Raw genomic sequence first — 23045 nt, forward strand, 5'->3', positions numbered from 1 at the left:
CAAAAAACAGGACATCACTTTATGTAAAGTGGCGTCCTGTTTTTTCATTTAATACGGTGACTCGATCTTGTCCACTTTCGACTTATAAGAAGGATCAAAATAGGCTGTAAAACTTAGATTTACTGTGATTTTCTTGTTTGCCTCTTTCGGTAGATTACCATAGTTAACAGCATCTACATTGATCAAACGCGGCAGCGATTGCAATTGTGTTAGCGCAGCCGAAACTTCTTTGAATGTGCCATTTAACGTTGTTGTTACTTTGATCTCACGAACATTCGGAAAGGCATTCTTTTTCGTCGCGTCTGCTGGCTGTGCCGTTTTATCATTCATACTGTAAGCTATACTGCTGAAAGTAACATTTTGCTCTGTTCGAATCTTATTTAAATCGAGCGTTAACTGTTCTGTATTATCCCACAGAGGAAGTGCAGCCTGTACATCTTTCATCGATGGACCTGGGTTTGATTTTTGCTTTTCACTCACTTTTTGCGTGAGGAGTTGAATTTGCTTATCAAGAGCGCTAACCTCATCCGCTTGATTCTTCACTTTGGTTGAGGAAGGAATTTGCACAAAGTAATAGAAGGCGAATAGCCCTAAAAAAAGCAGCACAGCGACGAACAAAAGCAGTGTTTGCTGATTATTTTTGTTGGACATTCGTTGTCGCAGCCCCCTTCACTTCCGTCGTCGCAGCCTTATTCGCAGCATCCTTGGCCGCTTCCTTCTTCAGAGAAATTGCATAATTCACCACATATTGCTTCGTTGCTGCTATATTCGCATTCATGTCAGTTACAGTGTCATCTGAGGAGCTGCTGTCCGCAGTGCCATTCAGCGTTGTTTTCCCATTCGTCGATTCTGTGATGGATTGTAGCAAGGCATTCTCCCCAAAAGTAAGTTTGCGAAGATCATACAAATAGCGCGCTGAATCTTCCATTTTAGCAAAAAGTACAGTTAAGGAGATCTGTGAATCTGCCGAGTAGGCCATCGTAGTGATGCGCCCATCTACTGGTAATGGTTTCATCAGATCATTGGCTATGACGACGACATCTTTGCGAGAAGCCTTCATTGTTGTAATGAAATTAGCTGGGTCAGAAGAAAGTTCAGGTTTCACCAATAATTTGGCCTCTAGAATCGCTTTATTCTGATTTAATTGTTGGAGTTTGGACGTGTTTTGTGTGATTTCTTTGCTATTACCCCAATACGTATAACCACTAATTCCCATGCAAGCTATCCATGCGATGACAAATGTCCATAAGATAAACATCTTAATCTTGGTCTCTGCTTTTCGATGCGGCTGCAGATTGATACATGCATTTCGCTTCGAGAACATCGCAACACCAGCAGTTACGCGAAACGCGTTGGCATTGAAATCTTTGGATCTACTTTTGGTAAAGATATCAAAATCCAGCGTCTCTACATGAAGTTCTGTAAGTCCCAGTTGCAATTCTCGATGCAGTTGAATTCTAGTTTCATTTGCCCCCGTTACGATAATATGTGAGATTCGGCTTGCCCCTTCTTGAATGCTGTATTGATAAAAGCTCAACATCCTTGAAATCTCGGCAATAATTTCGGCAACCTGATCGGAAGTCAATGCTTCTACATCATTCGTATCATGATCTACAAACGTGATCGTTCGCATAAAGATGGGATTTCCATTTTGCATCATATACACTTCAAGTGCATTTTTATCTAGTGAAATGAGCATTGATTCTTGGACAAAATCATTCTGCTGCGCAGCGATCGCTCTGGCAAGTGCTGTTGCTGATATTTCTACGGCTCTAACATGAATGCCCGCATCTTCAAAAATGTTGACATAGCTCTGAATTAATTTCTTAGGCGCAGCAAAGACCAGGACTTGTGTACTCTCATCGTCATGTCCAACTTTAATGAAATCATAAACAGGATCCTCAAAAGGTAAACGAAGTGCCGTTTCTACCTCTAGCTCCACGAGTTGACTAAGTTCAGCAGCCTTAATACTCGGTATGCGCATTTTACGAATAATAATTTGCGAAGTTGGGATAGCGACGGTTGCAGAAGCACCCCGAAGTTTCTCTGTTTTGACCCAGTGTTTAACTTGCAGACTGAGTGACTCTGTATTCATAATATGATCTTCAACAATAATGCCAGGTGGGATTGGCAAATAGCCGCTAGACCCGATCTCCCACGACTTTTTCTTCTTGATCGTTACATATCGGACACCTGTTTGATCAATTGTGATCCCGATTCGTTTATTACCTAGACCGAACATGCCCATCACATCCTGCTATCCGATTAAATTGAGGTACGCTTGTATGAGATCCGATCCATATCCATATGAAATAAGAATGCCCACTGCCAAATAGGGGCCAAATGGTACCGGTTGTTTTCTCTTGATGAGTTTTAACAGCAGCAGCAATCCACCGATCAGACTACCGAATAGACATGCCAAAACGAAAGCCACTAGGATATGAGTCAGCCCTACGACAAAGCCGCAAACCAACAGGAGCTTGGCATCTCCCATTCCCATTCCACCGCGCGTTAATAGGGAAATCATGACGATAATCCCACAACCAATTACAGCTCCAAGCACATAACTCCACCAAGCCTGTCCATCTGGAACAGCAATTCTTACAACCACACATATCGGAAAGAAAAAGAGTAAAACCTGATTCGGTATTCGCATAACCGTTATATCCGAAATCGTAATAATAACTAATAAACTTACCAGTACTAATGCTACTAGCGCTTCCGCCGTCATTCCCACATGCACATACACCCAGAGGAACAATAACCCCGTTGCAAACTCTCCGATTGGATATAAAATGGAAACCTTCGCCTGGCAGTACTGACATTTTCCACGGCTTAAAAGATAGCTGATCACCGGGATCAGATCCTTCGTTTTCAATTCCGTCCCACAGGATGGGCACGCAGAAGGCGGCTTGACGATGGACTGTTTCGCAGGCACGCGTAAAGCAACTACGTTATAGAACGAACCTAGAACAAGACCAAGGATGAAAACATAAATAGCGATTAATATCGTCATGTGGTAGGGTCGCTTTCGTTAGATTTTAAAAAAGGAATCGGAATGGACCGATTCCTTTTTTTAATAGATATTATTGGCTTCCTGACGGTGGCGCTGGAGTTGATGTAGCTACAGGCCCTTTACCTGCAATTACATTAGCGGGATCAACAGTATAGGTAACCAAATCATTCCCTGAACCTGTTGTTAGTGTTATTTTCTTTAATTGTCCAAAATCAACACCAGCAGCAGTTTCGTACGTTAGTTCTCCGCCAGAGATAGCAATTTTAGTACTCGGCATCACTATTCCTTTTGCTAAATAACCTTTACCAATTAAATTAGTTGTCACAAGTACAGATGCTGTAGGTGTACCACCATTTTCAGCAGTATTGTATAATCTAGCCGCCTCATAAACCTGATTAAAAAGTGCAGCGTCAGCATCAGTCTTCGACTTATTAATTACGTTCAAAATATAAGGCACCGCAATCGCCGCAATAACCGCCAAAATAACGATAACTGCCAATAACTCAATCAAAGTAAAGCCCTTCTCTTCTTTTTTCAAACGATTCATCATTTTAATTAACATCGTCATTACCTCCATATTTTATCTAGCTTAAATTCGAATACATACTGAACATCGGCAGCATAATCGCTGCTACGATCCCACCTACCAAGCCTGCCAAAAGAACTAACAACAACGGCTCCAATAACGACTTCAAACGATCTACCGTATTCTCGACGTCCATTTCATAGAAATCTGCTATCTTTTCGAGCATTTGATCCAAAGAGCCTGTTTCTTCGCCAATCGCAATCATCTGCGTGACCAAAGGTGGAAATACCCATGCTTGTTTGAGTGGTTCAGAAAGTGGATTCCCTTGACGCAAGGATTCCGCTGATTTGCGAATAAAACCACCGATTACCTTGTTGTCTACCACTTCTTCAACGATGGCTAACGACTGTAACACGGGCACAGCACTCGCATATAGCGAAGCTAAGGTTCGGGTCATTACCGCTACAGAGCCTTTCTGTTTCAACTTTCCAAAAACTGGAACCTTCAGCTTCAAGTAATCAATTGCATAAGCCCCTTTAACGTTTCGTTTGGCAACTTGATAGACGAGAACAATGGCAAGGATCGCAATTAACCACATCAGCCACTGATTCTGAATGCTGTTACTTAGCGACAGTACAATCCGTGTGATCAGAGGCAACTCAGCGTGCAAAGATTCAAACGTACTCACAAACTGTGGCACGACTGACTTCAAGAGATAGATAACGGCAACAATGGATAACCCGCCGACTGTAGCTGGATACGTCATCGCTGATTTTATTTTCTCTCGGGTCACATGCTCTTTCTCAAAGAATTTGGCTAAACGATCTAGCGTCCCATCCAAATCCCCTGTCTCCTCACCTGCTCGCACCATGTTGATAAACATCGCAGGGAAAATCCTTTTGTGCTCCGAAATCGATTGGGAGAATGAAACCCCCTTCGATATACTTGAAGCTACATCAATTAACGCCTTTTTCAGTGCTTTACTTTCAGTTTGAGCCGCCAAAATACTCGTAGCCTCAACGATATTCACACCCGCCCGGATCAACGTGGCAAATTGGCGGCAATAGACGATAAAATGAATCGTTTTGACGGGATTTCCGATGTAAATCTCCGTCTTTAATGCTTTGAATTGCTCTTCTTTTACGGAGAGAACGATGTAGCCTTTTTTACGAAGCTCATCCACGGCTGCAGGCTTATCAGAAGCCGTTATTTTACCTTTATGCTGCTTACCGCTATGACCTCTTACTTCGTACACATACTCGGACATTACAAGACACCACCTTCAGCAAGATACGCTCTTGCTGCAATCGGATCTATGAGTCCCTGCTGCATTTGTTCTTTTATTGCCATCTCTAACGTATGCATGCCTTGATTTTTACCCGTTTGCATAACGCTCTTGATCTGATGAATTTTTTCCGAACGAATCAAGTTACCTACAGCAGGCGTATTAATCATAATCTCCGTCGCACAGGAACGTCCTTGACCACCTGGCTTTGGAAATAATCGTTGCGAAATGACGGCAACGAGAACAGCAGCTAACTGAACGCGGATTTGCCCTTGCTGATGAGCTGGGAACGCATCAATAATACGGTCAATGGTTTGTGGCGCATCAGAGGTATGTAAGGTTGCAAAAACCAGATGCCCTGTCTCAGCTGCTGTAACCGCTGCAGCAATGGTCTCGAGATCTCGCATCTCCCCAACCAAAATAACATCTGGATCTTGACGCAGCGCAGCTCGCAAGCCATTCGAAAATGATTGGGTATCACTACCAACTTCCCTTTGATCAATGATCGATGAGGCGTGTGTATGAAGAAATTCGATAGGATCTTCGAGCGTGACAATATGCTTTTTCTCTTTGTGATTGATGTAATTGATCATGGCCGCTAATGTTGAAGATTTCCCGCTTCCTGTTGGTCCTGTTACAAGCACTAAGCCTTGTGGTTTTAAAGCCAATGTAGCAATAATGGCAGGCAGCTGCAGTTGTTCTAGAGATGGTATCGCAGTGGGAATTGTACGAATCGCGACACTTACTCGTCCTCTTTGGCGATAGGCATTGATCCGAAATCTCGAACAACCTTCTAACTCGTACGAAAAGTCAATTTCACCTGCTTCTTGAAATCGCTCAATTTGTGCGGCACTTAATAACGACTCTGCCATCGACCGCGTCTCATCCGCTGTTAAAGGCGTTTGTCCGAGCAGTTGTAATGTGCCATGCACACGCAATACTGGCGGAGACCCAACGGATAAATGCAAGTCCGATGCTTTTGACTCATGAGCTTGCTTCAGTAAATCCAACATAAGTACTAACGAATTAGACATGATGACCACCTCCCTTCTCTTTAATAAGCGACAGTCTCACGAATAACTTCTTGCAAAGTTGTGATACCGATTCTCACTTTCTCTATGCCATCATCCATCAATTGAATCAAGCCATGTGCTTGTGCTATTGCTCTCATTTCCTGAACGGTTGCCTTATTACTGATTAATTGACGGAGTTCTTCGTTAATCACGAGAATTTCATGGATGGCGAATCGGCCTCGATATCCGGTTCGGTTACAGTTGCCGCAACCAGCACCTTTGTGCAATTTTTCCACATGGATGCCTTTATTTTTCATAAAAATAGCTTCTTGTTCCGTTGGTACATAAGCTACTTTGCACTCTGCGCAAATTCTTCGAACCAAACGCTGCGCGACAACGCCAATCAAGGAAGAAGCAATTAAATACGGTTCAATTCCCATATCTCTGAAACGTGTTATTGTACTTACAGAATCATTCGTATGCAGGGTGGATAGGACCAAATGACCTGTCAATGAAGCTCGAATGGCGATTTCTGCTGTTTCTGAATCACGAATCTCTCCGACCATCACAATATTCGGATCTTGCCGAAGGATCGAACGCAGCCCTGCTGCGAAGCTTAAACCTATGGTCGGATTCACATGCACCTGGTTAATGCCTTGCAATTGATATTCGACAGGATCTTCAATCGTAATAATGTTGGCATTTTCTCGATTCAAGTGACTAAGCGCAGAATACAGCGTTGTCGTCTTCCCACTTCCGGTTGGGCCCGTAATTAGCAAGATACCATAGGGCTGCTCAATCATCTCTCTGAAAACACCCATGTTACGCTCACCAAAGCCAAGCTGGTCAATCGGTTTAACACCTGTAGACAGATCGAGTAACCGAAGTACAATTTTCTCACCATGAATGGTTGGTAATGAGGAAACACGAATATCGACATGTTTAAAATCCACTTGCATTTTAATGCGACCATCCTGAGGCAATCTTCGTTCGGCGATGTTCAGTTTGGCCATAATTTTCAACCTTGCGGTAATAAAGCCTTGCATTTGCTTAGGAATAACCCGTTCTGTTCGGAGGTGTCCATCGACCCGATATCGGATCATAAGGCTGGTTTCACCTGGATCCACATGAATATCAGATACTTTCAGTTGCACGGCTTGCTGAATCATCTGATTCACAAGTCGAACAATTGGAGAATCCTCGTCAGTGATTTCTGTTTCTTTGATATCTTCCGACGTAGGCATATCCGTCAACATTTGACTCATCGAATCTTGAAGACCATAATGTCGCGCAATAGCACGCTGCAACTCATCCCGGCTCGTGATTGCCGGTTCAATGCGATAGCCTGTACTCATGCGCATTTCTTCAATTGCAAAATAATCAAGCGGGTCAGCCATCGCGACCATGAGCTTTCCACCATCTTTTGTTAGTGGAATTGCTTGGTAACGTCTAGCCATGCTTTCTGGAATGATTTTTGTAATCTCAGGGTCAATCTGATATTTGAATAAGCTCACATGGGGGATACCAAGTTGAAATTCAAGAACTTCAATTAATTGTTGCTCGGTGATATAGCCTTGCGTGATCAGCAAATCACCTAGTTTTTGTTTCGTTTTCCGCTGTTCTTGAAGCGCTTCTTGTAGTTGAGCCTCCGAAATAATTCCACTATCGACTAGCAAATCACCTAATCTTTTTCTAAGTAGTGCCATACCCATTCAGCTCCATCCCTGATTAACGAGGTAAATAGAGTTGTCATTTACCCAAACAAAATAGGTCTATGTACCTATAATTCAATTTCAAGACTCATTATACAACATCGAAGTCACATAGTGAATACGTTTTTCAGTGTTTTCCTGAAAATTTTCTCGAATAACGACGAGTAAATAGGTATTTTAACTCATAAAACAAATAAAATCACAAAAATTTTTCGATATTACGTGCACAAACTGTATATTTTTTATTGTCAAAAGTAGTAAAATAGTCTCATATACTTTAATTCGTATGAAATAATAGAGGAGATGATCGATTGAGGACCATACATAAGAGAATAAGTCTTGTACTAATTGCCGCTTTACTCGCTTCGATGTTCAGTTTGTATCAAGGGCCATTTACACATGAAGCAGTTGCGGCAACGGGAGATTCGGTTACGATTGCTTTGCAGGCTTCCAATAACAAGTTTGTTTCGGTGGATACAAGTGATAGCTCTAAACTAAAAGGGAGTCAAACTAATCCATGGTTTAGTGAATTATTCGATGTCATTGAGCAAGGAAATGGGCAAGTTAAACTGAAATCAAGAACGAATGCTAAGTTTGTTAGAGTCACTAACCTAAACAACAACAGTACGAAGGTTCTTTCAGCAAATTCCTCGTCTCCTACTGATGAAGAAATTTTTACGATGACGAATTACGATAATTCTTTCACCTCATTTAAATCGACTTCAACGAATAAATTCGTCAGATACGATGCAAATAGTTCATATTTAATAGCTGACCAAGAAACTGTGAATGATAGTGCCAAATTCAAAGTAACTTATTTTGATCTCACCAAGCCGTTAAAGGTTCTTGAAATCAAAGATTTGGATAAACCTGCTAACGGAGACGCAAATACAGTTATTTCCGATCTATCCTCGGTCCTTGGCACGAACACCAGCTTTCAGCTTGAAACGATGAGTATCAAAAAATTTGTTGCCCTTCGTGATGAGCTGGATGGGAAATATGATGCCATTTATTTTGGCAAGAGTTTGTTCAATCCCACTTCTGAAAAAGGTAATAATCATAATACGCGCTACGAAGAAAATGACATTACCACACTGAAGGCGACTGAAATTACCGAGAAATACATTAATAAGGGACTCCCCGTTATCGTTTTCAGTGATTCCTCAAGTGATACCAAACAAAATCGAGGAGCCCTTTATCAAGGCTATTTGGATGCTAATGGCAAATGGATAAGCAATAGTGGAAAGCTGTATGCCTTATTTAACCCGTATAATACAACACCCAAAAGCAACGTTATTTTCGTTAACAGATCCGATTTAGCATCAATCAGTGCCTTTATGACCAAAACGAATCTGCTCGTGAACGCAAATGTTAGACCTCAGCTCAATATAATAACCAAGCCTACGGACTATACGGTAAGCACGAATAGAGAATCAGCATATAAAGCAGGCGACACTTTAACATACATGTTTGATGTATCCAATGTACGTAATCTTGCGCAACGCAATCTCGTAGCGAATCTGTATTTGGGTACGGACAGTGTATTAAGATTCAGTGCAACGAACATTGTTCAAACTGTTCCTGTTACTTCTTTAACGAACAACACGATTAGTTTTACACTTCCTAAAGGTTATTCAGGCTTGTACTACTGGCGACTAGAACTTGTAGACCAGACTAGCACAGGATTGTTAAAAGATACGGCTTCTGGTGTATTCCGTTACAAGGATCAAAAACCAACAATTAATGTGCTACAAGTGTTACCGAACTCACAATCTTCAGCATTAACAAGCAGTTTACTCAAAAATACCAACATGAACCAAACTTACTTACACGCCAGTGATTATGATATTAATCTTACCGTGACTGATTTCAGTACCTTCAATTCAACGATCCACAGTACACTAAATAGCAGATACGATATGGTCATTTTCGGATTCAATGATTCCTATAATGGAACGGGCGATATTTCTAACACCGCTGCTGAGGCTGTTAAATCTTTCATTGCTACAAAGCAAGGGGTCATGTTCACGCATGATACGGTTTATCAGGGGAATCAGACATGGATCAACTATTTTCAAGCAGCTACAGGTCAAATTGGGCCCATGACGAACATGGGGCTAAATGCACCCCATACGTCTACGACCACGGTCAAAGTAAATGAGGGTCTTCTTACACAGTTCCCTTTCTTTATTAGCGATTTGCCGACCGCGGTAGCAACCACACATGATCAATATTTCCGACTTAACTTGGACGATCCAACTGTCATTCCTTGGTACAACATAAAAGGGGACGCCCGCGATATCGAAGATAGCTGGAATCATTACTACACCTATTCCAAAGGTAACGTTACCTACTCAGGAACAGGACATAACTTTGTAAATACAACAACAAATAGCACCTTCCCCGATTGGGAACAGAAGCTGTTCGTCAACACCATGTATCGTGCATTTATCGGCTCTAACCATAAGCCTACTTTGGACATATTATCACCAGCTGCTTTTAATGCGACGTCTAAAAACTACATCTCAGCGAATAGCAATATTTCCGTCAGCTTCAAACCTGATGATTTGGACTTAGATGATAAGACGGTCACGTCTACCGTAACGTTTACTTACCAAAAGGCGAATGGAACAACGCAAGTCGACACCGTTCTCTCCAATTTAGAAAAACCTAAAGGAGAAACAATCACAAGGACTTTTACAAATCCACTAGCTACTCGAGGCGGAGACCTGACAATTACGGTTTCTACCGTCGACCCCAGTGGTGCAAAAGAAACAAAAAGTGTGTTAGTCAAGATCATTACCTCAACAGGATTGGATCCAACTCGTACCCTGTCTAGTGCTCGTGTTGAGAAAAACACGCCAGTAACGATACAGTATGCGATTACGCCGATTGCGATGGATTACAATGCTGCCATTAATGTAGATGATCTCACAATTAAAAACATCCATTTCAAAGAAAAGCTTCCGGCAAATTTAGAAATCATAGACATGCCTGCAGGATTCTCCAAAACAGGCACTGTAGCAGCAGGATATACGATCGAAGGAGCCTTAGCAGACATCCCTTATCATCAAGTCGGTAATAAATTTATTGGGAACAACAGCTTCTTCTCCATTCGTGTAAAACCTTTGTACAATGGTGACTACTCTTTAACCAATGCCACATTGAGCTTCAAGGATTACAGCACGGCAGCACCTCAATCTATTCTTTTTACTGACCAATTACTGACAGCTTTCACCAAACTAACAAGTCTAGCCTTAGATAACGTAACCATCGCGAAGGACGACAAAACGAAGTTAATTCCAAAATATCAGCCTGATGATGCCACATTTGTTAGAGATACCGATTTTACGTGGTCATCAGATGCACCATCTATCGTAAGCGTCGATGATACTGGCGTCGTGTTAGGTAAACAAGCCGGTGTTGCCAATGTCACAGCGACTTCGAAAGATGGAAGTGGATTGAGTGCCACAGCCCAAGTAACAGTCATTATACCTGGCTTAAATATTACTGGCCCTTCTGTTGTGAATGTCGATCAACCCATTGAATTAAGATCTGTATTTGTTACCGCAAATGAACGCATAAATACAATTTACTGGAGATCATCAAATGACTCCATTGCCAAATTCAGTGAGAGTACGAATACCCTGACTAATGGTGTGCTGTGGGGCAAATCACCTGGACAAGTCGTTGTCCATCTCACGATAACAACAGATAAAGGAAAGACTTATAATCAAACGTATAGCGTAACCGTCTTAGCTCCACTCACATCCTTAGATCTTGATGGTGAGACGAGGTATGAGGTTGGTGACACATCCACCTTACACGCTTACTATCAGCCTGGTTATGCAACCAATCCATCCTTGGACTGGCATTCATCGAATTCAAATGTGATTGAAATTTTGCAGACAAGTACGAATGCAAGCTCAAATGAAGGGCTCGCAACCATCAAAGCTAAGGCAGCTGGAGAAGCAACGATTACTGTAAGCTCTCGCGATGGAAGTAATCTATCCGACCAACTCACGATCACAGTGATTAATCCAGCTATTACAATTAATACCCCTGTACAAATCAACGTAGCGGATACGCCTGTAACGTTACAGGTATCCACAAATTTCATTCATCAGGTTCCTAGTAAGAGCACTTGGAAACTTGATGATGTTAATCAGTCTATTGTTGTGTTTACAGGAAACGACATTCTTTCAAGATCCATAACCGGCGCTAAAGTAGGTACTGTAACAGGGACAGTGACGCTCGAAACCAATGAGGGTAAGGAGTACTCGGCAAACTTTCGAGTAACTGTGGAAAACCCCGTTAAATCCGTTTCCATTAGACGCCAAGTCAATGGCGAACCTGACGAGACTGATAACTCTCAAAGCACAATTTCTGTGGACAAAGGCTCATCTGTCAATCTTACGGCCCTAATTCAGCGTCCAGATGCTGTTCACACCGGTTTCAAATGGTACATCATTAAAGAAGCTGGTTCCACTGGCTCCGCCACATTAAATACAGACAGTTCCCAGAACGTTACTCTTACGGGCGAAACGAAAGGAACCATCAAAGTAAGAGTCCTCGTTGGCGGTAAAGAAGATATTAGAAACGTGACAATCAAACAAGGATTAACTAGCATCAAATTACCTGACGGGCCAATTCGTTTAGTCCTTAATACGGATAAAAACACCTTCGACATCTGGTCTCAGACCGTCGTTATGCCAACGAAATGGCGCGATGAACTCAAAGATCGATTAGAATGGATCATCGATGACCCCACTATCGTTTCATTAAGCAACGGTGTTGTTACGGGGACTAAAGCAGGTACAACGACTGTTACCCTTAGATATATCGATGACAACCAGATATTCGGTACGGTTCGTGTTATTGTTCAAAAGCAGTTTGATAATCGGTATTAAGACCGATTTCGCCACACAGAAAAGGCTATACCGAGAAAACTCGGTATAGCCTTTTTTATCATTCGATTAGTTCTAGTGTGTTTGAACCTTCTTACTTGTTTTTAGGTTTATTCCTCTTACTCGCGGAAGGCCCACATTTTGGTTCGTGAAAATCGTGGGATCGTATTCAATAACAAAGCGTGAAAACTCTTTATCTATATTGGATTGTCCAAAAGCAAACTCAATCAAAGATTGACCATTTGAATCAACAAATTCTTGTGTATTCCCTCTTAAAGCGTTAATAGTTAAATCTCCCCTTGCAAAGAATCCCCCTTTAATCCAAAATACAGAACCTACGCCATACAATTCAGCGTCATCCTCTGTATAAAAAAAAGCATCTAGCCTAGCAATATCACTATTTATACTAGGATATCCTGATGTGGGAAGATTTTTAAACGAATTCACGCGAGTAATTAATATTTTCCCCTTGGACATTAATAGCAGTTGTTTCCCATCAAGTCCTTTAATACTCGCATCACTGATCTCTACACCAGTAGCAATTTTTGAAGCCACAATACCTGCTTTACTATTTGATTTCGTCGCTTGATAATTACCTAATGAAAATATCGTAGCGTCAATATCCACGTTCCCTTGTATATTCACATTCCCTGTAACTAAAATATTCCCTCTAATTTTTATTGGCTCTGCATTAGGTAAAGTCTCGACATTTAAGTCACCATCAATAATGAACCAATTGCTATTACAATAGGTTTCTTGACAAGGAGCAGTATTCGATAAATGTCCTGTCCTACTCCCTTTAGCACCCGTGGTATATACAAGTTGTGAATAGCTTCCACCTACGCCCATATTAAAATTACCTTTATGGAGCACAGTGATTCCACCAAGCTGGAAGGTGTTTATCGCATCGATAAACGTTTGGAGTTTATTATTATAATTTACATCATCATCTTCTGAATTAAGTGGTAAAGTTGGTAACTTCTGTGGATCAGGTAAACTGTCTTCTATGTAACTTATTAAATTAGGAATACTTTCATAATACTTGGTTTGTACAAGTGATCGCAAAGCACTATCCCCGTGTAGAGCTTCTGTTACCTTATCAATAAATGATTCGTCCATATTCAACTGAACAAAGCTTTCTTGCGACTTAAATTGCACATTTTCTTTTTTTGTATTCAAAACAAGGCGTATAGCCGATTCACCCAAATCCGCGTTTTCACTTATGGGCACATAATTGCTATTACTAGAGCAATCATTGGCACCATTTTTTTTATCGCAGTAGGTAAATTTATCAAAGGATTGTACAAAGGCTTTACCATTTAAAAACGGAAACCTTGCAGCTTCACTTTTTTCATTCGGATCGTTGTAAAAGTAGTTAGCCTCATTTTTAATTTTCAATTTATCGCCCGCGTACAAATCACCATTCAAAAAATATGGTGAACCATTAATGATGAGATTCCCTTCCGAACCAGCTGCGTAATTTAACATATCCGGATAGGTATTAATGGTTATTTGCTGTTGAAGTTTCCTTTTCACACCATCCACGGTAGCTATAGCTTCAACATTGACGACAGGAGGATTACCGCTGACACTTGCATTAATCACAGGTTTCTCTTGATATTCCGTCTCCACAATATTCCCTTTAATTTTAGGCAGAATTTCATCTCTAATTTGATCCGAAATCGCATCTGCACTAATATCCTTACCATCCAAATTAGCTTTAAGAATCGCTACTGCTTCATTTAAAGCTTTTTCAGCAAGATGTAGACTTTGCACATCTCTTTGCTTTGTTTCCGTTCTCACAGCTCCCCCTAAACTTGCGCTAAGAACAGCCATACCCAGCATAGTAAATACAATAATCATAAAAAGAACGATTAACAGCGCCGCTCCTTGGTCATCTTTCCAACGGTTCACGAGTTCCCCTCCTAGAATCCAAATCTACTCTCCGTCGTAATTTGATGTAGCTGTTGCTTCTGGTCACTCTGTTGAAGTACAAGAACAATATTAATCAGTCCATCCGAACACGAGGTAGCGGTACCGCAATCCAATACTATTTTGGACCCCGCTAACAAGCGTGACTTCAGATCTGAAATAGCCCCAATACCCTCTGCATCCGTATCATTTTTGATAAAGAGTGTCCCATTTTTGATATTAATTTGTTTATTAGGCACGGTTCCAGTAACGAATGCCCCTTTACGTTCTAACGTTAAGCCATTTTCATTCACAAGACTTCGAACTGAAGTAGGACCATATGTGTATAACTCTGACATGATCGTCGACATCAGGATGTCAGCCTCGTCACGCAAGGAATTCTCAACTGTCACCTTGTTGTACGCTGTAAATCCAAAAGTAATCACACCATAAATAGACCCCATGACCAGAGACAGTATCGTTAAAGTAGCAATTAGCTCAACCAAGGTCATACCTTGCTCATTTTTGATAAAGCTAGCGAATTTGCTCATTGATGACATACCCCTCTACGAATGTTTGATTTCTCCGATTGGGATCTGACCCTGACTTAACGTTAACGCGTATCGGGATCAAATATTTATCAACATTTTCTTGACCCTTTTTCAAATCATTCTGATAAGTAATGGTAATTTCATAATCACGTCCATTAATATTCGGTGACAAAATGTTCTGTATGCCAGAGAAGTTAATTAGATACGGCAATTTATTCTGGGGGCAATTTAAAGCCTCTGATACCTTGTCATAGGAGCAACCAGCAAACGTAATAACCGGATTCTCGCCTTCCACTTCGTCCACATTCGCAAAATAATTCTTCACATCATTAAAGCGCTGCTTCTCCATATAAAATAAAGCATTACGCGCCAAATTAACCATTACCGTTTTATTCTGATTCCCTTTGTTATACGACATGGCGTTGATGAAAAAAGTCATCATGGCTAATGAAGCCACCGATAAAATGACCGTTGCAGCTAACACTTCAATAAGTGTGAAACCCTCATCTCGCTCTTTTCGTTTACTCATCTCTATCGGACTCCCATTTATTATTTCATCGAATATCCACAACTATATACCTAGGACTATTGTACCATATTTTCAACAAATACTGCCATGCCTCCTCCTTATAAAATGACAATTTGGTCACACTTCATATGCTCAACCAATAATAAAAAATCTCACTCCACAATGGAGTGAGACTCTTCACAACCTAATTTACACGTAAGGGGGATCCCATGCCTTTTTGTCCATCCCGATTCGATCACTCACTACGTTCATATTGCCATCCAGCTGCACGTCCACACCGAAGGAAAATTTCCGTTTGTACCAGAAGCGCATATCTCGCCACTGCACCTCATAACCGCCATTCTTCACGTTCCAACATACATAAATATTCTGAGCATAGTGCAGAAAAGATCGTACCCCTTCTGTACCCATCGTTGCTTTCACAATGGGATGTGAGCCCTCCGAATTGTAATTCTTGCGGCTATATTGCTCAAGGACAACTACCTTCCCAGAACGAATTTCTCCCAGATAAAAACTAGTCTCACTTTCATAAATAAACTGCCAGTAAAACCAGCTTAAACTAGGCACAAGACGACAAACGCCTGTAGTTAGCTTTATCTCCTTCTCAACAAGCTTCATCAAGGCTTTCCGCTGAGAGGCTTGTGTGCCAATATACAATAGCGTAGCCGCAAAAATCAGCGCATACATTTCACCAATGTGACTGCCCGCCTCGCCTCGCCAAACGACAAACCATAATATCGCGCCTGCCCCGTGAAGTACAAATAGGAAAGGATCATAGAGACAGAGTGTATCCAGATGAATCCATTTTTTCGTAAAAGGCCGCAAGCATTGCACACCATAGACATTCAACGCATCTAGACCAACATGACAGACGACAGCTAAAAACGTCCACAGGAATAAGCTAAAATAATGCTCCCACACACCAAACACCGCGGCGAGTGGTAAACTAATCAATAGCGGCCATATGAATAACGCTGGCAATGAATGTGTCACACCTCGGTGGATGCGAACATAGCTTCCATATCCTCGCAAGCGGGCTACCGTATCAAAATCCGGCGCATAAGACCCTATCAATGTCCCCGCTAATATTGCCTGAACTACCGTTGGCTCTTGAACAACACCTGGTGCCAAACAGGCCAGTCCTGCAAGACTTACCCCAAACAATAAGTGGCTAGCTGAATCCATATTGAACCCCTCCATCCTTATGCTCTTACTTGCTGATGCGCGTTCTCCCATCTCTCATGGGCGTTAAACCAATAAAACCAAGAAGCCGGCTGCTCACGAATAACCCGTTCGATAAAGTTATTAAGAATAAGATTCGTATCTGCTCTAGCAGATCGCGAAACTCGTGCTGATTGGGAGTGTAGGTTTAATGGGGGGCCAACGATAAGTTGATGCTTAAAATTTCGCTTGCGATATCCGTAAAAAGGAATAATCGGTACTTGCTGCTCAAGCGCTAGCATCGCAGCTCCTTCAGGTGTCCGGGTAACTCGACCGAATAATTTGGATAAGGGAAATGAGGATCTCCAGAAATCACCCAAAAGGAAGACGACACCACCAGACAGTACATGATTTTTCAAGGTCCGATATAATTCAAGTGGCGGAACACGATCGTAATCCAAGCCTTTACATCCTAATTCAGCGAATTTCATGTACAAAGGCAACAATTCCGGACTGCCAGCCGAAGCCACTGTAAGACAATCATACCTTTTTGAGAAATACCAATAATAACTGAAGAAATTACCTACATGCGGCGCATAGATGATAAAACCTTTTCCTTTGGCCAATTGCTGCGCTTCATGCAAATACGCTTCACCCTGAAGTTGAAAATTCTTCTCCTGCATGCGATCAGACAAAAGCAAAATCTCACAAAGCGAGTACACAACATTCCGCACATATCGTCTTCTTAGCGACCTTAGCTTACGTTTGGAAATCGGGGATAAGAGATCAGCCAGATTATGTTCCACACGCTTTAGAAACCCCTTGCGCGATACCACACACAATAATGCGGCCAACACAGCACATAGGCATGACATTAACCACAATGGAAAAATGGGCAACACGCGCGCCAAACGGCTTTGTTTACCAACATTCAAAGTTAGTTTGGCAATCCATTCGTACAAGGCAAGTCCCCCTCATCTCAATCTGCAGGCAAAAAGTGTCGTTTGTACCGACTCGTAATTTTATCTTTTTGGAAAACAATGAAAAAATCAACCGTACCAAATAACGCATCATAGGCAGGATCTCCACCGATTTCTGCTCCCAGCCACTGATAACCTTTCATTAAGGGAGGGAGTTTGCGAAACATTTCCTTGTCGTTACCAGCAAGTTCAATTTGAGCTAAACCAGAGATCCGATGCGTCTCGAGTGGCTTGACCCCGTAGCGGTCCGTCAAAACTTCTTTTTTATGAAGAAGCGTGTAAATTTCATTCAATTCCTCTATCTTTGGGATGTGTACACTTGCACAACCAATTAAATGTGTATACGGACTATTGTGTATATAACCTGCAATCCCTTCCCAAAGCATACCAATCGCTCTTCCACCGCGATGCTCAGGTGCAATACAGCTGCGTCCTAACTCTAAGGACTGCTTTTTCAAACTGCTGTAACTATCCAAATCAAATTCGGTCTCTGAATAAAAGCCGATTGCATCCAATGCTCGATCCCCTGGAAGTAGACGATACGTACCTATCACTTGATCTGACTCTAGCTCTTTGACAATGAGGTGATCACAATATTCGTCGTAGGCATCCATTTCTAACCCACTCTCATTTCGCAGACGCAAATTCTTCTCTTCCTCCACGAAAATCTGATAACGCAATCGCATCGCTTGTTCGATTTCTTGTGAATTACTAGCCAGCTTCATCATCAGTTTCGCAGGTTGCGGCGCCAATTGTAGAGGTACTCCACTCATTCGTCCTCACGCCCTTCACTAGAGTTTTATAACTCTAGATTACCAGAGCAATATTTCCGATTTATTTGCGTGTTATGAAGAATTTGTAAGGTTGAGCACAAAAAAAAGAACGCAATCGCTTAATAGCGAATTGCGTCCTAGACACGTTAGTTCATGAATTGCAAATAAATGAGTAAACGCTTCAACATGACGGCCGCTTGCGCTCGAGTTGCATAGGCATTCGGATTTAACTGTGTTTCCGTAACACCTTGGATCAAGCCTCGTTGCAAGGTAAATGCCATGGCATTCCTTGCCCAGTTATCAATGGCATGTTGGTCTGTAAATGGATTTAGAATCGTATCTTGCGCATAACTTTCTTGTTGATCACCTGTGATTTGAACCGTACGATTAATCATAGCCGCCATCTGCTCACGTGTTACTTGCTGAAGAGGTCGAAAAGTCCCATCATCGTATCCCTCGATTAGGCCTGCGCTTGCCGCTGTATTTACCATTTGTGCATACCAATCTGTCTCGTGGATATCTTTGAATTGCGAGGGACCGGCCGCCGAATTGTTGCCACGCATACCCAGGGCACGAATGAGCAATGTGGCAAACTCAGCCCGGGAAATTTCCTTCTCAGGCGCGAAGTTGCGTTCATCAACCCCTGTAATGATATTTTTAGAGGCTAATTTTTCAACATCTTCTTTGGCCCAATGTGCGACCATATCCTCAAATTGCTTATTTTTTTGGATAATGGTGTACAACCCGCCATACTGGTCTTTAATAACCATATTCCAGGCGTTATCCCCACCTGTTAGGAGAGACGGGACGAAAGCCATCTTGCCTGTTTCAGTATCAAGTCGAACTGCCGTCACATTAGGGGTATACGAAGCTCCTGGAAGCTTGATGGATCGCTCGACATGAATGTTCTCATAATGCGGTATTGAAACACCTCCTGCTTGAATTTCAAATTCAATCGGATTGGTCACTTGCAAAATCGCTTGCTCTGAGGCTGCTTGCTCCTTCAGCATTTCCGCTAGGTGACCGGCTTCATGTCGGATGAGAACGGCGAATAACCCATTTGTTCGATTGGCATCACTAACATGATTTTTGAAAAGCATCAGAGGAATTGTAAACTGAATAGTGCTCATATCCAGTTGGAGGCTTGCATTTGCCCCTGTCTCCTGTAAGCTACTCAACATACCAGATGAGAATTCTACTATAGTCGTATCATGATCATCTTGAATTTGCATCGAAAGGGTTGTGGCTGATCCATTATTTATTGCATTGATCGCATCATTCAGTTCAGCTTCATCAATTCGGATTCTGGATAGCATACTGCCGTCAGGTGCCGATTCACGCACTCGCTCACTCGTAAGAAGTACCGTCGAAGAAGCGATCACCCTTGGACCTCCAGCTAATGTGTACGCTGCACTTGGCCCAGATGATGACCAGTTATTCGCCAAATCTCCCGCTTCTACTTTAAAGTTCATCGGTGTGCCTTGCGTTAACCCCGACATTTCGGTCGTTAGTTCACTTCCGCTCACAGTCGTTACCAACTCTGAGTCCTTATACACCCGATATGAAGTTACGCCAACATTGTCCGTAGCTGCAGTCCAGGTCAAAGTAACCGCAGATACCGAACTCGGTGTAACGGTAATTGTAGAGCCGTAGTTCCAAGTTGGAGCTACTAGATCTTTCAGTGCTACAGTAACATACACCGTTGTAGAGATGCCGCTATAAGTTGCCGTAATAATAGCACTCCCTGCGCTTATAGCTGTCAGATAGCCGCCGCTGCTAATTGTGACAACGGATGAATTTGAACTCGTGAAGCTCGTATTCGCCGTTACTTCCGTTGCTATATATTGTGAATCATACGCATGAATAGTTATATACCGGGTGTCGTTTACGTCTAAAAATAAGGAGCTTTCATCAGCTTCAATTCGGCTCACCGCAGCTGTAACTTGTAGGCTCGCAGATGCTGTAAAATTCCCATAATAAGCGGTAATTGTCGATGAACCCGGCGAAATCCCTGTCACTACCCCACTGACATTCACACTTGCTACTGATGGATTAGAGCTCGCAAATGTTAGTCCACTTGTCAATGTTTGTGTGCTGCTATCATATTTATATCCCGTCACATAAAGAGATCGTGTTGCACCAATTTGAAGCGAATACGTATAGGAGTCTAAGGCTATGCGATTCAAGTTTGGCACTAGGGAAGCTACCGTAATGCTTGCTGAAGTCGTTCTCCCGTTATAGGTAACCGTCAAAGTTGTAGAACCCGCAGCTACTCCCGTTATTACTCCGCTTGCATTGACCGTTGCGACAGCCGTATTAGCTATTCTGTAGGTGGCACCGGATTGAATATTCGTCGTTTGTCCATTTGCATAGACCGCGGTCAAATAACTAGCTATCGTCTCACTAGGCTGCAGTTGATACCCCTCTTCATCCAAATAAACTCTTGTTGGTGTCTGTGAAGGAGGAAGGTTGGTTGAGCCGCCATCTGGCCCATAGATTTGAAACTCGGCGACACTGGCATAACCCCCAGACGCTGCTCGTGTTGTTGTTAAGCGAAAATAACGTGCCGTAACATTCCCTTCATCCACATATCGCGGCTCAGCCGCCTGTGTATTTCCCGTCCGATCCGTAAAGGTATACCAACTCAGACCATCTATTGAAAAATCAATCTTGTACCCATACACATCTTGCGGATTTGTATACGTCGTCTCAAAACGCTGTACTTGATTCAGCTGCCCAAGATCCACCACAAGCCATTGTGGCAAGGAAGGGCTGCTTGGTGCCCAGCTCGATAACAATTGACCATCCACAGCCTTATCAGAGCCCCATGAACCTGAAAAACTAGTAAACGCTGCCGTAGTCTTATTTTGTGATAGAAGCGCTAGCGCATCATTCGATGAATAAACACGAAAATCATACACACTAGCTTGATCTCCAGGCGAACCAACGCCTAGCACTTGTAATCGGACGAATCTCGCCGTCATATCCCCGCTGTCCGAGTAAAAGGGAAAGTTAATAGATGAATTTGAGGATCGATCAGCAAAAACATGCCAATTGATGCCATCGATCGAGGTTTCAATCTTATAAGCATAAGAACTATTGACATGTTCAAATACAGTTTCAACCCGCGCAACATGCACATTTTGTGCAAGATCTACGGTTAACCATTGCGGGAGTTGCGCGTTGCTTGCCACCCATTTCGTATGAATAAATCCATCAACTGCTTGACTTGCACTGTATGTAACTCCTGTAACCGTTGATGCAACAGTAGATTTACCTTGAGAAACCGGAATCTCAGAGGCATATGCATCTTTGGATAGACATACTAATCCAACTAAAGCGCATAGAAAAAAGAAAATCGTGATAGGGTATACAGTCCATCTGTAAACCGGATACGTCATGTCCACCCCCATTAATAAAGCGTTTACACTTATTTTATCAGAAGCCCTAGCATTCCGTATAGGGCCTCTAGGCTAATTATTTAACTATTCTGAATCTTTGTAAGACTTCCTAATTTCCTTTATCATGATGAAAAAGATCGAGGATATAAAGATAGAAAGCAGCACTTCACCAAGTGTAATTGCCATACCTTCACCTCAAATTCCATCGGTTTTGTTTAGTGTATGAGGCAACCGCACAAAATTGACGAAAGAACACAAAAAATAAGCTTCCTCCGCATGTTACCATCGGAAGAAGCTTATTTATTTTAACCTTTGCGTGGCACGTCAAAGCTCCAAAAATCTTTCGCCAAGTAACTGTTGGCGTGAATTTGCTGCGCTTCATGGAGAAGCACATTGATGCTTTCTCCCTGATAGCGAGAGCTAAGATGCGTCATGATCAACGCATCGGCTCCAGCCTCCTGAGCCGTCCTTGCCGCGTCGGTTGAAGTCGCATGATCAAAGGCATACGCAAGCTCTTGCTTATCCATCGCGAACGTCGCTTCATGCACCAGTACATCAGCGCCGCGGGCCAACCGCTTGGCACCCTCACAATAGCGAGTATCCCCTAGAATAACAACGATGCGACCAGGAACTGGAGCACCTAAGAAATCTTGCCCATGGATCGTTCGACCATCTTCCAGCTTCACGGAGTGACCTAGCTTTAATTGACCATAGAGCGGACCTGAGGGTACGCCAAGCTCTTGCAGCTTGTCACTCAGCAGCTTGCCAGGTTGATCTTTCTCTACAATTCGAAAACCGAAACATTCAATGCGATGCTCTAAGCGCGCAGTTTCCACAAGAAAGCTTTCATCTTCGAAAATAACGCCTTCCTCATCAAGCTCAACAAGATGAAGCGTATATGTTAGATGGGCACCGCTGACCTCTAGCGCTGTCTCCACAAATTTCTTGAGCCCACGTGGCCCATAGAGCGTCAAGGGCGTATCGCCTCCTAGATAGGAGCGACTCGTCAACAACCCGGGAAGTCCGTACAAGTGATCGCCATGCAAATGCGTGATGAACAGTTTCTCTGTACGCCCAAGTTTCACAGGAGAATTCAATATCTGCTGCTGCGTACCTTCCCCGCAATCAACTAGCCAGTATGTTCCCCTCTCATCCAATAAATTCAAGGCGATTGAGGTTACATTCCGCTGCTTGGAGGGCATACCTGCCCCCGTTCCAAGAAAATACAAATCCACAAGCCAAACCCCATTCTGTTTCAATATCACATCGGTGGTAAAACC

16 protein-coding genes are annotated in these 23045 nt (G+C 42.5%); 1 reads left to right on the plus strand and 15 read right to left on the minus strand.

Annotated elements, in window-relative coordinates:
- Positions 1 to 48 precede the first annotated feature (48 nt).
- The 7 genes from AC58QT_RS06825 to AC58QT_RS06855 all read right to left on the minus strand — a co-directional run bounded on the left by AC58QT_RS06825 (position 49) and on the right by AC58QT_RS06855 (position 7546).
- Positions 49 to 651 (minus strand): hypothetical protein, encoded by a 603-nt coding sequence (locus tag AC58QT_RS06825; protein ID WP_497408294.1) that lies wholly within the window; start codon positions 649 to 651, stop codon positions 49 to 51.
- Positions 635 to 2242: a pilus assembly protein PilM gene (gene pilM / locus AC58QT_RS06830; RefSeq protein ID WP_497408295.1), complete on the minus strand. Its 1608-nt coding sequence runs from the start codon at positions 2240 to 2242 to the stop codon at positions 635 to 637. The genes AC58QT_RS06825 and pilM overlap by 17 nt, the downstream gene beginning before the upstream one ends.
- 15 nt (positions 2243 to 2257) lie before the next feature.
- Complete coding sequence (locus AC58QT_RS06835) at positions 2258 to 3016, minus strand: prepilin peptidase (protein WP_497408296.1); 759 nt, start codon at positions 3014 to 3016, stop codon at positions 2258 to 2260.
- A 70-nt stretch (positions 3017 to 3086) separates the two neighbouring features.
- Positions 3087 to 3578, minus strand: a complete 492-nt coding sequence (locus AC58QT_RS06840) for a type II secretion system protein (protein WP_497408297.1) — start codon at positions 3576 to 3578, stop codon at positions 3087 to 3089.
- 22 nt (positions 3579 to 3600) lie between these two features.
- Positions 3601 to 4809 (minus strand): type II secretion system F family protein, encoded by a 1209-nt coding sequence (locus AC58QT_RS06845; protein ID WP_497408298.1) that lies wholly within the window; start codon positions 4807 to 4809, stop codon positions 3601 to 3603.
- A complete protein-coding gene (locus tag AC58QT_RS06850) occupies positions 4809 to 5861 on the minus strand; it encodes a type IV pilus twitching motility protein PilT (protein ID WP_497408299.1) in 1053 nt (350 codons plus the stop codon). Before AC58QT_RS06850 ends, AC58QT_RS06845 begins: the two co-directional genes overlap by 1 nt.
- 20 nt (positions 5862 to 5881) lie before the next feature.
- On the minus strand, positions 5882 to 7546 hold the full coding sequence (locus AC58QT_RS06855; protein ID WP_497408300.1) for a GspE/PulE family protein: 1665 nt from the start codon (positions 7544 to 7546) through the stop codon (positions 5882 to 5884).
- 317 nt (positions 7547 to 7863) lie between these two features.
- On the opposite strand from AC58QT_RS06855, the gene AC58QT_RS06860 reads away from it, so the two are divergent.
- Complete coding sequence (locus AC58QT_RS06860; RefSeq protein ID WP_497408301.1) at positions 7864 to 12462, plus strand: Ig-like domain-containing protein; 4599 nt, start codon at positions 7864 to 7866, stop codon at positions 12460 to 12462.
- Between the two features lie 72 nt (positions 12463 to 12534).
- On the opposite strand, the gene AC58QT_RS06865 is transcribed toward AC58QT_RS06860, so the two are convergent.
- The 8 genes from AC58QT_RS06865 to rnz all read right to left on the minus strand — a co-directional run bounded on the left by AC58QT_RS06865 (position 12535) and on the right by rnz (position 23000).
- Positions 12535 to 14373, minus strand: coding sequence for a hypothetical protein (locus AC58QT_RS06865; protein ID WP_497408302.1), 1839 nt, complete (start codon positions 14371 to 14373; stop codon positions 12535 to 12537).
- 11 nt (positions 14374 to 14384) lie between these two features.
- Entirely contained in the window at positions 14385 to 14921 is a 537-nt protein-coding gene (locus tag AC58QT_RS06870; RefSeq protein ID WP_497408303.1) for a PilW family protein, read from the minus strand.
- Positions 14905 to 15450 carry a prepilin-type N-terminal cleavage/methylation domain-containing protein gene (locus AC58QT_RS06875; RefSeq protein WP_497408304.1) on the minus strand — a complete coding sequence of 182 codons (546 nt, stop codon included), beginning with the start codon at positions 15448 to 15450 and terminating at the stop codon, positions 14905 to 14907. Before AC58QT_RS06875 ends, AC58QT_RS06870 begins: the two co-directional genes overlap by 17 nt.
- A gap of 189 nt (positions 15451 to 15639) precedes the next feature.
- Entirely contained in the window at positions 15640 to 16635 is a 996-nt protein-coding gene (locus AC58QT_RS06880) for a metal-dependent hydrolase (RefSeq protein WP_497408305.1), read from the minus strand.
- Between the two features lie 17 nt (positions 16636 to 16652).
- On the minus strand, positions 16653 to 17573 hold the full coding sequence (locus AC58QT_RS06885; RefSeq protein ID WP_497408306.1) for a lysophospholipid acyltransferase family protein: 921 nt from the start codon (positions 17571 to 17573) through the stop codon (positions 16653 to 16655).
- Positions 17574 to 17590: 17 nt separating this feature from the next.
- Entirely contained in the window at positions 17591 to 18364 is a 774-nt protein-coding gene (locus AC58QT_RS06890; protein ID WP_497408307.1) for a GNAT family N-acetyltransferase, read from the minus strand.
- A 146-nt stretch (positions 18365 to 18510) separates the two neighbouring features.
- On the minus strand, positions 18511 to 21765 hold the full coding sequence (locus tag AC58QT_RS06895) for an S-layer homology domain-containing protein (RefSeq protein WP_497408308.1): 3255 nt from the start codon (positions 21763 to 21765) through the stop codon (positions 18511 to 18513).
- 305 nt (positions 21766 to 22070) lie between these two features.
- Positions 22071 to 23000, minus strand: a complete 930-nt coding sequence (gene rnz / locus AC58QT_RS06900; RefSeq protein WP_497408309.1) for a ribonuclease Z — start codon at positions 22998 to 23000, stop codon at positions 22071 to 22073.
- Positions 23001 to 23045: the final 45 nt, after the last annotated feature.

It is taken from the genome of Paenibacillus sp. J31R109 (assembly GCF_059692055.1).